At 61.8% G+C, this 14,485-nt stretch carries 17 protein-coding genes and 1 tRNA gene; 13 read left to right on the top strand and 5 right to left on the bottom strand.

What is annotated here, in order from left to right; all coding sequences use genetic code 11:
• Window positions 1-170: 170 nt before the first annotated feature.
• The 5 genes from GOB93_RS17095 to efp all read right to left on the bottom strand — a co-directional run bounded on the left by GOB93_RS17095 (window position 171) and on the right by efp (window position 4,706).
• Window positions 171-1,157, bottom strand: a complete 987-nt coding sequence (locus GOB93_RS17095) for a peptidoglycan -binding protein (RefSeq protein ID WP_173584696.1) — start codon at window positions 1,155-1,157, stop codon at window positions 171-173.
• 10 nt (window positions 1,158-1,167) lie between these two features.
• On the bottom strand, window positions 1,168-2,223 hold the full coding sequence (locus GOB93_RS17090) for a flagellar motor protein MotA (protein WP_173584695.1): 1,056 nt from the start codon (window positions 2,221-2,223) through the stop codon (window positions 1,168-1,170).
• A 33-nt stretch (window positions 2,224-2,256) separates the two neighbouring features.
• Window positions 2,257-3,093, bottom strand: coding sequence for an OmpA family protein (locus GOB93_RS22055; protein ID WP_173584694.1), 837 nt, complete (start codon window positions 3,091-3,093; stop codon window positions 2,257-2,259).
• Window positions 3,094-3,216: 123 nt separating this feature from the next.
• Complete coding sequence (locus GOB93_RS17080) at window positions 3,217-4,047, bottom strand: inositol monophosphatase family protein (RefSeq protein ID WP_173584702.1); 831 nt, start codon at window positions 4,045-4,047, stop codon at window positions 3,217-3,219.
• A gap of 92 nt (window positions 4,048-4,139) precedes the next feature.
• Window positions 4,140-4,706 (bottom strand): elongation factor P, encoded by a 567-nt coding sequence (gene efp / locus GOB93_RS17075; RefSeq protein WP_173584693.1) that lies wholly within the window; start codon window positions 4,704-4,706, stop codon window positions 4,140-4,142.
• A 489-nt stretch (window positions 4,707-5,195) separates the two neighbouring features.
• On the opposite strand from efp, the gene hisG reads away from it, so the two are divergent.
• The 13 genes from hisG (at window position 5,196) to GOB93_RS17010 (ending at window position 13,964) form a co-directional block, all read left to right on the top strand.
• A complete protein-coding gene (gene hisG / locus GOB93_RS17070) occupies window positions 5,196-5,882 on the top strand; it encodes an ATP phosphoribosyltransferase (RefSeq protein ID WP_173584701.1) in 687 nt (228 codons plus the stop codon).
• Between the two features lie 46 nt (window positions 5,883-5,928).
• On the top strand, window positions 5,929-7,233 hold the full coding sequence (gene hisD, locus GOB93_RS17065; protein ID WP_173584692.1) for a histidinol dehydrogenase: 1,305 nt from the start codon (window positions 5,929-5,931) through the stop codon (window positions 7,231-7,233).
• Between the two features lie 112 nt (window positions 7,234-7,345).
• On the top strand, window positions 7,346-7,564 hold the full coding sequence (infA, locus tag GOB93_RS17060) for a translation initiation factor IF-1 (protein ID WP_010667149.1): 219 nt from the start codon (window positions 7,346-7,348) through the stop codon (window positions 7,562-7,564).
• A 5-nt stretch (window positions 7,565-7,569) separates the two neighbouring features.
• A complete protein-coding gene (locus GOB93_RS17055; RefSeq protein ID WP_173584691.1) occupies window positions 7,570-8,217 on the top strand; it encodes a Maf family nucleotide pyrophosphatase in 648 nt (215 codons plus the stop codon).
• Window positions 8,205-9,317, top strand: a complete 1,113-nt coding sequence (locus tag GOB93_RS17050; RefSeq protein ID WP_173584690.1) for a ribonuclease E/G — start codon at window positions 8,205-8,207, stop codon at window positions 9,315-9,317. Before GOB93_RS17055 ends, GOB93_RS17050 begins: the two co-directional genes overlap by 13 nt.
• Complete coding sequence (locus GOB93_RS17045) at window positions 9,307-9,483, top strand: DNA gyrase inhibitor YacG (protein WP_173584689.1); 177 nt, start codon at window positions 9,307-9,309, stop codon at window positions 9,481-9,483. The genes GOB93_RS17050 and GOB93_RS17045 overlap by 11 nt, the downstream gene beginning before the upstream one ends.
• Window positions 9,484-9,561: 78 nt before the next feature.
• Window positions 9,562-9,637, top strand: a tRNA-Phe gene (locus GOB93_RS17040).
• A 180-nt stretch (window positions 9,638-9,817) separates the two neighbouring features.
• Window positions 9,818-11,038 (top strand): integrase arm-type DNA-binding domain-containing protein, encoded by a 1,221-nt coding sequence (locus tag GOB93_RS17035; protein ID WP_173584688.1) that lies wholly within the window; start codon window positions 9,818-9,820, stop codon window positions 11,036-11,038.
• A 13-nt stretch (window positions 11,039-11,051) separates the two neighbouring features.
• Window positions 11,052-11,441 (top strand): hypothetical protein, encoded by a 390-nt coding sequence (locus GOB93_RS17030; protein ID WP_173584687.1) that lies wholly within the window; start codon window positions 11,052-11,054, stop codon window positions 11,439-11,441.
• Between the two features lie 106 nt (window positions 11,442-11,547).
• Window positions 11,548-11,733 (top strand): helix-turn-helix domain-containing protein, encoded by a 186-nt coding sequence (locus GOB93_RS17025; protein WP_173584686.1) that lies wholly within the window; start codon window positions 11,548-11,550, stop codon window positions 11,731-11,733.
• Window positions 11,734-11,825: 92 nt separating this feature from the next.
• Entirely contained in the window at window positions 11,826-12,365 is a 540-nt protein-coding gene (locus GOB93_RS17020; RefSeq protein WP_173584685.1) for a hypothetical protein, read from the top strand.
• Window positions 12,362-13,504 (top strand): AAA family ATPase, encoded by a 1,143-nt coding sequence (locus GOB93_RS17015; RefSeq protein WP_173584684.1) that lies wholly within the window; start codon window positions 12,362-12,364, stop codon window positions 13,502-13,504. The genes GOB93_RS17020 and GOB93_RS17015 overlap by 4 nt, the downstream gene beginning before the upstream one ends.
• A 37-nt stretch (window positions 13,505-13,541) precedes the next feature.
• Window positions 13,542-13,964 (top strand): hypothetical protein, encoded by a 423-nt coding sequence (locus GOB93_RS17010; protein ID WP_173584683.1) that lies wholly within the window; start codon window positions 13,542-13,544, stop codon window positions 13,962-13,964.
• Window positions 13,965-14,485: the final 521 nt, after the last annotated feature.

The following is a 14,485-nucleotide window of genomic DNA, read 5'->3' as shown; positions in this document are numbered from 1 at the left end:
CATGCGGGCTGCACGGTCACGAAACTCAGGTGGAAAACGCTTCGATTTGTTGCTCATGAATCCTTCTTACCTCTCGGGTCGTTCCGTCTCCACAAAACCCGGGGCAATTCAGAGTGCAGAGGTGTGGTCCCTGCCGGGTCGGGGACAGAGCCCCGGACCCGGCAGGGATTTCAGCGATCCGTCAGCCGGAACTCGATCCGGCGGTTCCGGGCATAATCGGCCACCGATGTTCCGCTGGTCAGCGGCTGATAATCCGCGAAACCCGTCGCCGCGAGATGTTTCGGGTCAACCCCTTCCGCGATCAGCAGCTTCACCACCGTGATCGCACGCGCCGAGGACAGTTCCCAGTTGCTTGGAAACGCCGTGTGGATCGGCTGCTTGTCGGCATGTCCATCCACCCGCAGAATCCATGGCACATCCGCCGGTATCTGTGCTGAGACCTGCCGGAAGGTCTTCGCCAGCGTTCGGATTTCGGCCACGCCCTGCGGTGTCAGATCGGCGCTGCCCACCGGAAACAGCACCTCGCTCTGAAAGACGAACCGGTCGCCGACAATCTGAACGCCCTTCTGGTCCTTCAGCACGTCACGCAGCCGGCCGAAGAACTCCGAACGATACCGTTTGAGCTGCTCGACCTTGTCCGCCAGAGCGATGTTCAGCCGGTTGCCCAGATCGGCGATCTTCGCATCCCGGTCCATCACATCCTTTTTCGACACATCCAGCGCCTGCGCAACCGCCGTCAGCTGCGCGTTCAGCGCCGAAAGCTGATCGTTCAGGGCCAGCACTTTCTGCTCGGCCGTCTGGTCCAGCTCGTTCGCGTGCTGCGCTGCCGCCTGGGCCTGGGCGAGCTGATCGCCCAAGGCCGCCGCAGCCGCGGTGTCCTTGTCATGCTGTGCGGTCAGAACAGCCAGATTACCCCGCAGATCCTTCGTCAGCCCACGCTCCAGCGCCAGCATCCGGGTCAGTTCCGCCGTCTGCACCTGCAACCTGTCGAGCACCTGCTCGCGCCGGTTCAGCGCTACTGACAGGAAGGCCTGCCCGAGCACGAACACCAGCAGCACAAAGATCACCACCATCAGGAGGGTGGAGAGCGCATCCACATAGCCTGGCCAGGCGTTCAGCCCGGCATGACTGGTCCGTCCGCGACGTCCGGGGCGCATACCGGCCCCCTCAGCGTGGATTCTGCTCGTTCGCCGCGGCAACCGTCCGGGCGACGAGACGAAGATCACTGCGGAGGTCGGCCAGACTCTGCTGCCGCCCGCGCTCACCATCGGAGATCAGCTGGCTCAGCAATGCTTCGATGTTGCGCAGATGGGTCTGGGTCTGGCGAGATTCCTCGCTCTCCTGTCCGCCGGTCAGCGTTCCGAGATGCGAGCTCAGCCGGGTCAGGACCTGGGTCTGCTGCGCCCGCTGTTCCTCGCTGGCGCGCAGCACCGTCTGCAACGTCTCCAGATTTTCCGCTGTCTGCTCAAGCAGCGCCTGGACATAGGCCGGGATGTTGCCGTCGCCCTCGGTGTTTCCCATCGTCGAGGAGAACCGGGTCAGGCTCGCCAGCCACTCTTCCAGATCGTTGAAAAACCGGTTCTGCGCCTGACCGGCCGTGAGATCCAGAAAGCCGAGGATCAGCGCGCTGGCCAGGCCGAACAGGGAGCCGGAAAATGCCGTGCCCATGCCGTGCAGGGGTTTCGCCAGGCCGGCCTTGAGCTGGTCGAACATCACGGCGATGTCGCCGCTGCCGACCGTCATGCCGGCGATTACGTCGGCGATCGCGCCGACCGTCAGCAGAAGCCCGTAGAATGTGCCCAGAAGGCCCAGGAAAATCAGCAGACTGGTCAGATAGCGCGAGACCTCGCGTCCTTCCTCCAGCCGCCCGGAGAGGCTGTCCAGAAGCGACTGCATTGCCGGCGTGGACAATGCGATCCGGTTGCGCCCGGACTGCGCCGCCATTGCGGTCGCCACTGCGGTGAGCATCTTCGGCGGCTCCGGCTGGGCCAGCGTTCCGCGATTCTGACGCACTGTCTCCGCCCATTTCACCTCGGGCAGGAGCCGCAGCACCAGGCGGATATTCCATGCGATGCCGATGGCCAGAATGACCAGAATCAGCCCGTCGAGAGCCGGATTGTTGAAGAAAGCTGCGATCAGCGGCTTCCAGAGCAGAACGCCGACAACGGCGACGCATCCGAGGAACGCGACCATCCGCAGGAGATAGATCGTGGGTTTTGTCATCGAATGCCTTGGGGCAGGAGAATCAGGAAACCGTTACGGTACCGCGTCTGAACGCCTGATGTCCACTCGGTCCGCGGGAGTAACAAGGTCGGTCTTTGTCGAGGAGCCGATCACCCGCACGTAAATCCGGGTCGACGGAATGCCTGCGTTCATCAGAACCGCCCGGACCGCCAGCCCGCGGCTCAGCGACATCCGGCGCGGCCGGGACGGATCGTTCGTCACGTCGCCCGACGTTGCGTCCACCATCGCCCGTGTTTCGGGACGCTCTTTCAGCGACTGCGCGACCGCCAGAATGGCCGCCCGTGTCTCTGTGTTCAGCTGTGCGGAGTCCGGTGCGAACGTAATCCGTATGCCACCGGGAATCGGGATGGCCGCACCGGTAGCGTCCTTTTCAGCCGGCGGATCGGGCGGCATCGGGAACGGATGCAGTTCGACCGGTATCGGGGGGGGCGTCAGCACAGGTATGGGCGGGGGAGCTGCCGGAATCGTTGGTGACGGAGGCGGTTTCCCGGAATGTATGGTGGTCGTCCCGGAGGCGGCTGTCCCGCCCGGAGGTCCGGCTGCGCCCTGAGCCGCCGGCGCTGTTGCCGTCCCGGTGTCCGCCGGTTTCGCCGCTTCGTGAGACGTGCGGGAAGACGTCTTCTCATGGCTGTGCGGACGTCCGGCTCCCGTCTTCGCGCTCTTATCCGGCGCCGCCGTTTTCTTCACGGGAGAGATCGAGTCGAGCGCGCTGGTGTCCGTTGTCACCTGCGCGGTGGCGGGCGTCAGAGACAGTGCTGCGCACGCGGATGCGACACCGGAGAGGCATATGATCAGCCGTATCCGGCGGGAAAAAGCATGGGGCAGGAAAGAGACGGACAACAGGGACATAGGTGCGGACTCTACGGCAGATTAAGGCTGCTGCAAAAACGTCCGCCCGGTTGTCTGAAACAACCTGTCTGCGGCCGTTCAAAATCGTGCCCGGCAGCTATGCCTGGCGTAACCGGGAAAGGGTCAGGCCTTCGCCGTCAGGCTGTCCGCGATGATGCCGCGCAGCTTCCCGTGCAGATGCGCGTTGCCGGCGACGATCATCACGTCGTCCGGCAGATCGTTCAGATCGCTGCCGTCCGGCGCTGTGCAGTAGCCGCCCGCCTCACGAACGATCAGCGCGCCGGCGGCGCAGTCCCACGGGCGGATGCCGAGTTCCCAGTAGCCTTCGAAGCGGCCCGCCGCGACCCAGGCGAGATCGAGCGCCGCGGCGCCGAAGCGACGGATACCCGCCACCTGCGGCATCAGCGTGCCCATCGCGCGGGCAAACGGCATCCGAAGACGCGCCGGGACCTTTGCAAACGGGATGCCCGTCGCAAACAGTGATTCCAGCATTTCACGCCGTGCGGAAACGCGGATGCGCCGGTCGTTCAGGAATGCGCCGACGCCCTTCTCGGCCCAGAACATCTCATTCGCCGCCGGGTTGTAGACCAGCCCGGCCACGATCTCGACGGAGCCGTCCTGGTTACGACGCTGAAGGCCGATCGAAATCGCCCAGTGCGGCAGGCCGTGGAGAAAGTTCGTCGTGCCGTCGAGCGGGTCGACTACCCAGCGCCAGTCCCAGTTATCGCCGCCGCTTTCACCGGACTCCTCCATGAGAAAGGCGTAACCTGGCCGTGCCCGTTCCAGTTCCTCGCGGATGGTCCGCTCGGCCCGGAGATCCGCCTGGGAGACGAAGTCGCCCGGCCCTTTGATGCTGACCTGCAGCTGCTCGACTTCGTTGAAATCGCGCAGAAGGCGTCGCGCGGCCTTTTCGGCTGCGTTCTGCATCACGGTCATCACGGCGGAAAGACGCATAGCCACGGTGTTTTGTCCTGCGAAAGGTCTGGGAGGTCAGGAACCGTCAGACCCTTCAGAGCCTGACGGCGGAAGCATGCAGCCCGTCCGGATCAGGACTTCGCGCGCTCGACATAGCTGGCGTCATCGGTGCGGACGACGACGCTCTCGCCGGCCTCGATGAACGGCGGCACCATTGTCTTGACCCCGTTGGAAAGGATTGCCGGCTTGTAGGAGGAGCTTGCCGTCTGTCCCTTCACCACCGGATCGGCCTCGACGATTTCCAGCGTGACATGCGGCGGCAGCGTTACGGCGACCGGGTCGCCTTCCACGAGGTTCACGTTCAGGACCATATTGTCCTGCAGGAACGGCGCCTGGTCACCCAGCAGATCCACGGGGATCATGAACTGCTCGAAGGTCTCCGGATCCATCAGAACCAGCGTGTCGCCGTCGGAATAGGAATAGTTGTATTCCTTGTCTTCGGTGATCAGCCGCTCGACGGTGTCGGCCGTGCGCCACCGCTCGTTCGTCTTGTTGCCGGTCTTCAGGTCGCGCATCTCGACCTGGATGAACGCACCACCCTTTCCCGGGGTGATGATCTGCTGCTTGAGGACCGTCCAGCGACGGCCATCATGTTCGATGACCTGTCCGGCGCGGATCAGGTTCGCCTGTTGTTTCATAATGTGTCCCTGGAAGAGGAATGGCGGGGATCAGAGGCGGGCTTCTACCGCCGGGAGGCGCGAAGAGCAAGGCTGACGGGTTTTCAGCCGCGTGGAAGCCGGGCCGGAACAGGCGGCAATATGCCGGGGGATCGGGCTGAAATCCGGCGGGGACTGTCAGACGAAGGCTTACGGTGTGTGACGGCTTCCGCGGCATGATCCGCCATACAAAATGGTTTGCAAAGATCCGCGACCCCTGCCCGGTCCGGACAGAACCCGGCTATGACCTGCCTCTGAACTCTGTGGCGAAGGGAGGTGGCAGCCGCATTATGCCGATCCACCCTTTGGCGCGGGCGTTTCCTTATGATAAGTCCGCGCCTGTTTCACCGGCCTCTTCAGACGATATGGCCACCCTTGGCCCGGAACAGGCCTCCGGAGTGTATGATGACCGCGGACCGCAATTCAGATCTGGCCCTGCGCGAAGCTGACGAGACAGCCGCGTCTCCTGCCATGAGCGGAGCCCCGTCGCGTCATCATCATGCCGGGGTGCAGCCTCTTGTTCTGGCCCTTCCGAAAGGCCGCATTCTGAAGGGCGCGGCGCCCCTGCTGGCCCGCGCCGGGATCGTTCCCGATGCCGACTGTCTGGAGGAGAGCAGCAGGAGGCTGCGGTTCGGAACCAACGATCCGATGCTGGATGTCGTTCGCGTCCGTTCCTTCGATGTCGCTACTTTTGTCGCTCAGGGCGGCGCTCAGCTTGGCATCTGCGGTGCCGACGTGCTGATGGAGTTCGACTATCCCGAGCTTTATGCGCCGCTCGATCTGGGCATTGGCGGCTGCCGTGTGTCGGTCGCGCGGCCGGTGGCCGATGACCCGGAAGAGGACTGGCTGCGCTATTCCGAACTTCGTATCGCGACCAAATACCCGTCCATCACCCGGCGGCATTTCGCGGCGCGCGGCATCAACGCCGACATCGTCCATCTGCATGGCGCCATGGAACTGGCGCCGATGCTCGGCCTGTCGCGTCTCATTGTCGACCTTGTCGATACCGGCTCGACCCTGCGCGCCAATGGTCTGCGTGAGGTCGAGACCATCGCGCATATCACGAGTCGCCTCGTGGTGAACCGCACCGCGCTGAAAACCCGGCCCGAGGCCGTCACAGGGTTCATCGCCCGCTTTCGTGCCGCTCTTGCGGGATAAAGACCGGAAGCTCCGTGCTTCTGATTCGTGAGTGAGAAGTAAAGTCATGAAACGTCTCGATACCCGTTCGGCAGATTTCGAAGCCGGGTTTGCCTCCCTTCTCGATACCCGCGAGACCGAAAGCGGCCGGGTCGATGCGCCTGTTACGGCTATTCTTGCTGCTGTGCGTGAAAAGGGCGACGAGGCTGTCTGCGACTATACCAGCCGTTTCGACCGGCTCGATCTGACACCTGCGACGATGCGGATCACGCCTGATGAGATCTCCGCCGCCGTGGAGCAGGTGCCCGCCGGCCAGCTTGCCGCGCTGGACGTCGCCGCCACCCGGATTGAGCGCTTCCACCGTGCCCAGCTTCCTGAGGACATGCGCTTCACCGACGAGGAAGGGCTCACCCTCGGGCAGCGCTGGACCCCGCTTGATGCTGTCGGCCTTTATGTGCCTGGCGGAAAGGCCGCGTATCCGTCATCGGTTCTGATGAATGCCCTGCCGGCCCGTGTTGCCGGTGTTTCCCGCCTCGCCATGTGTGTTCCCACCCCTGGCGGCGTGCTGAACCCGCTTGTGCTGGCAGCGGCGAGGCGTGCCGGTGTTGACGAGATTTACCGGATCGGCGGGGCGCAGGCGGTCGGGGCCATGGCGTTCGGCACGCAGACCATCGCGCCTGTTGACCGCATTGTCGGTCCGGGCAACGCCTGGGTCGCGGAAGCCAAGCGGCAGGTTTTCGGGCGGGTCGGCATCGACAGTATCGCCGGTCCGTCGGAAGTCGTCGTGGTGGCCGATGCGAAGAACGATCCGCGTCTGGTGGCGCTGGATCTTCTTGCCCAGGCGGAACATGACGAACTCGCCCAGTCGATTCTGATTACCGATGACAACGCGTTCGGCGAGCGGGTTGCTGCAGCTGTCGAAAATGAGCTGAAAACGCTTTCCAGAGCGGAGATCGCCCGTGCCAGCTGGCTCGATTTCGGCGCGGTTATCACGGTATCCACATGGTCCGAGGCAGCCGGTCTCATCAATCGGATTGCGCCCGAGCATCTTGAAATCATGCTTGACGAGCCTGAGTCCCTGTTTGCGCAGGTCCGGCACGCCGGCGCGGCTTTTCTCGGGCGCTTCTGTCCGGAGGCTGTCGGAGATTATGTCGGCGGCCCCAATCATGTCCTGCCGACTTCGCGCACAGCGCGGTTCGCCTCCGGTCTGTCGGTTTACGATTTTCTCAAGCGCACAACCTTCATCGAAGGCGACCGGAGAGCCCTGGAGCGCGTTGGTCCTGCCGGTGTGACCCTGGCGAATGCGGAGGGGCTGGAAGCTCACGCTCTCAGTATCTCGGTGCGACTCGCCTCCGGTCACAATTCTGAATAAAAGCGGCGTTTACGGCTTAAACCTTGACCGGAACGCTGCCCGGTCTGCATAACGCCGCAGTATTTGCCCCCGTCAATCACATGGATGATGCACAGAATGGATAAAGCTTACCATGTCTAAGGAAGACATGATCGAATTCAGCGGGACCGTCACGGAACTGCTGCCCAACGCCATGTTTCGCGTCAAACTTGACAACGAGCACATGATTCTCGCCCACACGAGCGGGAAAATGCGCAAGAACCGCATCCGCGTTCTCGCCGGAGACCGGGTCAGCGTTGAAATGACGCCGTATGACCTGTCCAAAGGCCGCATCACCTTCCGGTTCAAGTAAGCCGCGTGCCGCGAACGGAAAAAGTCCCGGCGTGTGATCCGGGCGCGGGTTCCGTTGCGCGTCCGGCCCTTGTGCTGGCATCGGCATCGCCCCGCCGGCTGGATCTGCTCCGGCAGATTGGCCTGATCCCGGACCGGATCGATGTTCCGGACATCGACGAAACGCCCGGCCAGCATGAACTTCCGCGTCCTTACGCCGAGCGTCTGGCCCGCGAAAAGGCCCGGATCGTGGCCGAACGCACCCGTGATCCCGCTCTCATCATTGCCGCCGATACTGTGGTCAGTCTCGGTCGCCGTATCCTCCCGAAAGCGGAAGACCGCGACACAGCCCGGAACTGCCTGCGTCATCTGTCTGGGCGTCGCCATACTGTCATCACCGCTGTGGCGGTGCAGCCGGGTCCCGACTGGCCGGATGGCCGGGCCGGGCTGCGGGTTGTGGAAACCGCTGTCGCTTTCTCGCGTCTGACCGACTGCCAGATCGAAGCGCTGCTCGACGCCGGAGACTGGCAGGGCAAGGCTGGCGGCTATGCTTTGCAGGGTCATGCCGCTTCCTGCATCCGCTTCGTCTCCGGGAGTGCTTCCGCCGTTATCGGTCTTCCGCTTTTTGAGACAGCGCAGCTTCTCCGGGGCCAGAAGGGCGAATGGCTTCCGTGAAAGCTGCGCTCCGCATCGCCTGTTCACCGGGTGAAGCGCGGATTGCGGTTCTGGCAGACGGGGTGCTCCAGGACTTTGCCATCTGGACACCGGGCCATCGTGACGGGGTAGGCGATCTTTATCGCGGACGGATTACCAGCCGCGTTCCCGCTATGGGGGGCGCCTTCGTCACACTGGGTGGGGAAGCCGACGGTTTTCTCTCCGACCGCGATGGTGCTGCCGGCTTAAACGAGGGCGCGACTGTTGTTGTCCGCGTTACGCGCGCCGCCATGACCGGAAAAGGTCCCCGGTTGCGCGTGGAGCAGGATCTGGCGTCAGCAGAAGGCGATCCGGCGCTTCTGAAGCCGGGGCCGTCGCCGGTCGAGGAGCTGGCCGCACGCTGGCAGGGACCGATTCTGGTTGACCATCCCGGTTTCGCGGCGCGGATTCCGCCGGGTCTGCGCAACCGCGTCGAACGCGTTCCCTGTGCCTGGGACGACGAGATCTGTGACGCCGTGGCGGCTCTGAGCAGTCCCGAAATCGCGCTGCCCGGTGGTATGCGCGCCACGATCACCCCTACCCCGGCGCTGGTGGCGATCGACATGGACAGCGGCGCGTCCTCAGGCTCTTTCCAGATGAAACAGACGGCTCAGTTCGCGGCAAACAGGGCCGCGCTTCCTGAGTTGTTCCGGCAGATCCGTCTCCGGAATCTCTCCGGCGCCATCCTGATTGATCCGGCGGGGCTGAATATGCGCAAGCGGCAGGCGCTCCGTGAGCCGGTTGAGGACGCATTGCGTTCTGATCCGCTTCATCCGCGTTGCGCCGGCATTACGGCTCTCGGGCTGGTGGAGATCGTGCGGGCCCGTGTGCATCCTCCTCTCCATGAGGTCACGGGCGCCGCGCATGGACAGGCCATGCAGGCTCTCCGCTGTCTGAGCAGCAGAGAGATGGCGCGGCGCGGTGGTCGTCCTTACATCGCGCGAACAGGTCTCGGTGTGTTCAGGGCCCTTGAAGACGATTCTCTGGCACGCGAGGATGCCGTTGCCTGGTGTGGTTATCCGCCGGATATCCGCGCCAATCCATCCCTGCCATTTCTGTCATGGGTGATCGATGATGAGTAAGAAACAGGTCTGTCCGATCTGCGGCAAGCCCACAGTGGCTGAATTCCGCCCCTTCTGTTCCCGGCGCTGCGCGGATATCGACCTCGGCCGCTGGTTCTCGGAGGACTACCGCGTGCCTGGTCCTGCCGTTGATGAGACTGACGAGACCCGCTCAGGCGAAGAATAAGCGAAGCCGGTCTTGATCTTGGATCAGGACCGGGTTAAACGCTCGCCATCGCGCGACGGTTTAGGCTGTCCGCCCGGTGCCCAAGTAGCTCAGTTGGTAGAGCATGCGACTGAAAATCGCAGTGTCGGTGGTTCGATTCCGCCCTTGGGCACCATTCTTCTATTCGCCGATGTGCGGGTAGGCTTGCAAATCCCCAGAAATCAGCCATCTTTCCCTACGCCCATATGCGGTGATGTGCGCGTTTGCGTGCCACAAGTCGGGGCATCTTGGGGGCACGGTTAGGGGCATTCCTATCTGTCTCTGGTCCAATCGGGGGCATGACAGGGGGCATCCAGTGGCACTGACTGATCTGGCGGTAAGGAACGCCGCACCACGTGCGAAGGAATACAAGCTGGCGGATAGCGGTGGCCTTCACCTTCTGGTCACGCCCGCTGGCGGGAAACTGTGGCGCTTCAAGTTCCGGGCGCATGGTAAGGAAAAGCGGCTGACCTTCGGGAAATATCCAGAGGTATCCTTAGCCGACGCCCGAAGGAAACGTGACGCAGCCCGGAGGGATATTGCAGGGGGCATCGACCCAGCGGCGCAGAAGGCTCTTGAACGGATCGTGTTACGAGCCGCGCTGGCCGACACCTTCGGGGAGCTGGCGACTGAATACGTCGATAAGGCCGAACGCGAGGGCCGCGCCCCGGCGACAGTCAGCAAATTGCGATGGCTGGCCGACCAGCTACGCCCGGAAATAGGCCACCGTCCTGTTTCAGCCATAGAACCGCCGGAGATACTTGCTACCCTTCGCAGGCTGGAAAAGGCGGGCAATCTTGAGACGGCCCGCCGAGCACGTTCATTCGCCAGCCGGGTTTTCAAATATGCGGTCCAGACCGGCCGTGCAAAGAACGACCCGGCTATGCTTCTGCAAGGCGCGATTACAGCGCCCAGAGTGAAGCATCATGCCGCGATCCTTACGCCCTCTCGTGTAGGGGATCTGCTCCGGGCGATTGAGACATACTCCGGACAGCCCGCAACCATGCTGGCGCTAAAGCTGTCTCCGCATGTATTTGTCCGGCCCGGAGAATTACGGCAGGCGGAATGGTCGGAAATCGATTTTGAGGCTGCTGTGTGGCGCATCCCCGCCGTCCGCACCAAAACCCGCCGAGAACATGCGGCTCCGCTCTCTCATCAGGCGTTGGACATACTGGCGCAGGCTCGCGTCTTTTCCGGACATGGGCGTTATGTCTTTCCCGCGATGGGCAAGCCGGGCCGGGCACTCTCTGAAAACACCATTGTAGCGGCCCTTCGCCGAATGGACTTCGGCCCGGATGAGATGAGCGCCCATGGCTTCCGGGCAACCGCCAGCACGCTTCTGAACGAAAGTGGCAAATGGCACCCGGACGCCATAGAGCGGGCACTTGCCCACAAGGACACCGACAACGTGAGAGCAGCCTATCATCGCGGAGCGCACTGGGCCGAACGCGTCGAGATGGCGCAATGGTGGAGCGATCACTTGGACGCGCTCCGGGATGGCGCGGCGATCCTGCCATTCAAGGGAAAGCGGGCATGACGGAAACAAAGCAATGAGTGGAATGCCACATTTCCCGACATTTCGTGGCCCTATTGCCAAAATGTCCGATTACAGAAATGGCAGATACATCGGAGGTCGAGGCAGGAAAAAACCTTATGACGGACCCGGAGCCGCGTTATTGGGCCTTCCAGCGCGTCCAATCGAACCTAAAAATCCACAAGGCCGTCCGCGTGCATGGCATGACTGTGCCCGTCTGTTTGAACTGGCACGTCAACATCCAGACAAATCATTCACTTTTCTTCTCGGCTTACTCTGGGAAAATCAGAAAACTGGCGGAAAAGAGAACTTCATAAAACATCGTCGAGACCGTGCGCCCGCCGGATTAAGAGAACTCGTCGGAAAAATCCAAGAGATCAAAATGAAAGACCGAATACTGAAATAAACTATCTCCTATTTTTGGGGTGCTCCGTCGGTCATGACAATAAGGCATGTTCCTGAACGCACCCGGCACCGTTACCCGCCGGGGATGTTCAGAAAAGGAACAGCCCATGACACCGTTGGCTTACCAGATAGATGAAGCTGCAAAAATTTGCGGCCTCGGACGCACGCGTCTTTACGATGCTATTCGTGAAGGCCGCCTTATCGCGCACAAATTCGGACGGCGCACCGTGATCCGCGCCGAAAACCTCACCGCTTTTCTGGATAGTCTGGAACCGCTCCGCACCGGCGTATGACCGCGTGCCCGCTTCTGTCCTGACAAACGAAAACCCGCCCGCGCAATGTTTCGAGACAGGAGCGCGGACGGGTCAAAGCGAAAGCTACAATCATGACCATAACAGAACGCGGCACGCATGTGCCAGATGTCCCGCCATGTGAAATCGGCCCGTGGTTCCCCCCTCCTGCAATCACGCCGAACATTGACGGGCTGATCGCGCTTTGTCGTGATCTTGTCGCCAATGATCCAGAGACCGGCCAGCCTGACTGGTGGATCAATAACGCGGAGTTTCACCCTCGTTCCCCGTATGTTGCTATTGGCCGTTTTGGAGCCGGGGGCTCAAAGACATCGCCCGGCGTTTCTATGCGCTGCCTCATAGGGCTTTTGCTTTGGAGCTACACCGGCGGAGGGGATGCGCTCACCAGCGTTGCCATTGACCTTCCTGAACTTCTCACGATGAGAGCGTTAAAAACCGCCAAAACCATCCTTTCCCGTGAAGACGCGGTGAAAGAAGCCGAAGCTTTGTGCGCCCGTTATGCCCAGCACTTTCCACCGCAGCCGGAGCCGAAACCTCGCCCACTTCCGGAAGAATGTAGAAATCTGCCTGATCTCGTAATTGCCCGTATGTTCGCGGTGGGTTGGCTTCCGTGATCGAAACCGGCGGTCTCCGCTTCCGCTGGCCCGGCGAGGAACCGGCAATAGAAACAGTCCCGTGGCTCGTGGAAGGACTGATCCCCGCTCATGGGGCTGGCCTGATGCTGGGCCGCTCCGGGGCAGGCAAGTCCTTCCTCGCTATGCGGCTGGCGTGCTGTATCGCATCCGGCGTGCCGTTCCTTGGACGTGAGGTTCAGCTTACGGGCGGCACGGCCATGCTCTTGGGTGAGGCCGCAGATACCTTCTCGGAGCGCCTACGCTGGGCGCTGGAAGGCTTGCGGCTTTCGGATGGTGACAATATGCGGCCAGAGCAAAGCCCGCTTCTGTGGGCTTCCTGCGGACTTCCGAAAGCCGCCGCCGATCTGGCAGACTTGGGCGCTGACATCCGGCAGGAGATGAAAACCAGAAATGTGGCCCCGCGTCTGGCCGTGGTGGACACGCTCACCTCCGCTTTCAGCTTCGCCAATGAGAACGATGCTTCGGAAGCGGGCCGCGTCATGAAAGGGCTTGCTGCACTCGGGGAAGCGATGGGCTGCTTTGTGCTGGCGCTGGCGCATCCCGGCAAGGTCGGAGGCAGGGAAATACGCGGCAGCAATGCCTTCACCGGTCAGGCAGACATTGTCCTTTCCGTGGAACGCGCCAGGGCGAAAGGCTATGGAGCCGCCCCCCGGCAAGGCAAGGTCATTCTGGTGAAATCCCGCCGGGCTCCAGAGGGCAGCGTGCTGCCGTTTGCGCTCCGTGCCACGGCAGATGGCGGCATGTTTGCGGCCTCGCCCAATGACGTTGTCTCGCCTCCGGGACCACCGGCGGAACCTGAAACAACGAAAGGCGGGAATGCTGCGCGCTTCCAAGTGGAGAAACCGGCGGAGGCTGTTGTCAGGATTGTGCGGGAACTTGAGGAAAGCGGTTTGAGGACGATGCCGGGTATCGTGCCACCACCTCCGGGAGTGATAGCCGCGCCATCCCGCTATGTCCGGGATGCCTTTGAAGGCGAGCGCCCGCCGAGGTCACCGGATGCCGGGCGCAAAGCGTTTCAGCGGGCGGTTGAAAGCGCCGTCTCTGCCGGGCGGCTGGAACGGTGGGGCGGGGCCGGGGGTGGGGAATATCTGAGGCTGACCGAAGCTTCCGCGACGTAGCATTGCCGACGTTCATCTGCGCGCGCGTGGCAAGCAGATGTCCATCGGGATCCGGAACGCCACGCCAGCAACGCCAGAACGAGCACAACGCCCAAAAGACATCGCGGACAAAAACACCAACCCAGCGGGTAAAAAAACATTCTGCCCAAAATGCCACGGCGACGATTTGACTTGTCGCCGTGCCGAGCGGCGCGGTCGTGTCGGACGTATCCCCGCCAGTGTTTTGCCAATCGCCAAAATTACGCTGAAACGTCTTTGGGGCGATACGCCACAACGGAAGCGCAGACGGCAATATGGACAGGATTACCCCGGACAGGGACACATGGACCCCTTCATTAATTCAGGGGCCCTTGTCCTGCCGGGTGTCCGTCCGTCCAATGCCGGGTGTTCTGCTTTTCGTGGCCCCGCTCTGTCCACTGCATTTTTGGCAGAATTTTTGATGATCGTTTTTGGGATGTGAAATGCGACCCATCGCATATCACATAATTATGCACAGTGCTATATTGTTTGCATTGAACGTTATTCTTGCCATCGGACGAGAGGCTTTTGGTCAAAAGGCAAAACACCAAAAGTCTATGGAGATTTTGCGTGGGATTTTTCCGAGTGCTTCAGGGAGTGACTGGCACGCTGAAAAGTCGGCCCCGGCATACGCCCCTCCCCCGCCAGACAACCGGGGGTGGTTTCGCAGGAAATGCTTTCTGCGTTTACGGAGGTGTGAGCGATAGCGGCAACAAGATTAAATCATGTCCATATTCCAGCCAAGCAAAGTTATGCAGGGGGCACTTATGGGGGCATCATAAGACCGACAAACTATTTTCCGTTTTTATATCAACGAATTGAAACAATCATGTGAGTGTGCCCTTGGCACCACTTTTTTCCTTTAAAATAAATACGGAAAAATCTTCGCTGTTCTGACGCGCGGATCATGTTGCCGGCCTCATCTGTGAGCTGGCTTCTGCTGCCACGCTGTAAGCTGACTTT

Source organism: Acetobacter musti (assembly GCF_011516835.1).
Classification (GTDB): domain Bacteria; phylum Pseudomonadota; class Alphaproteobacteria; order Acetobacterales; family Acetobacteraceae; genus Acetobacter; species Acetobacter musti.
Note: the sequence above shows the minus strand (reverse complement) of the source record. Positions and strands in the feature narration are given on the sequence as shown.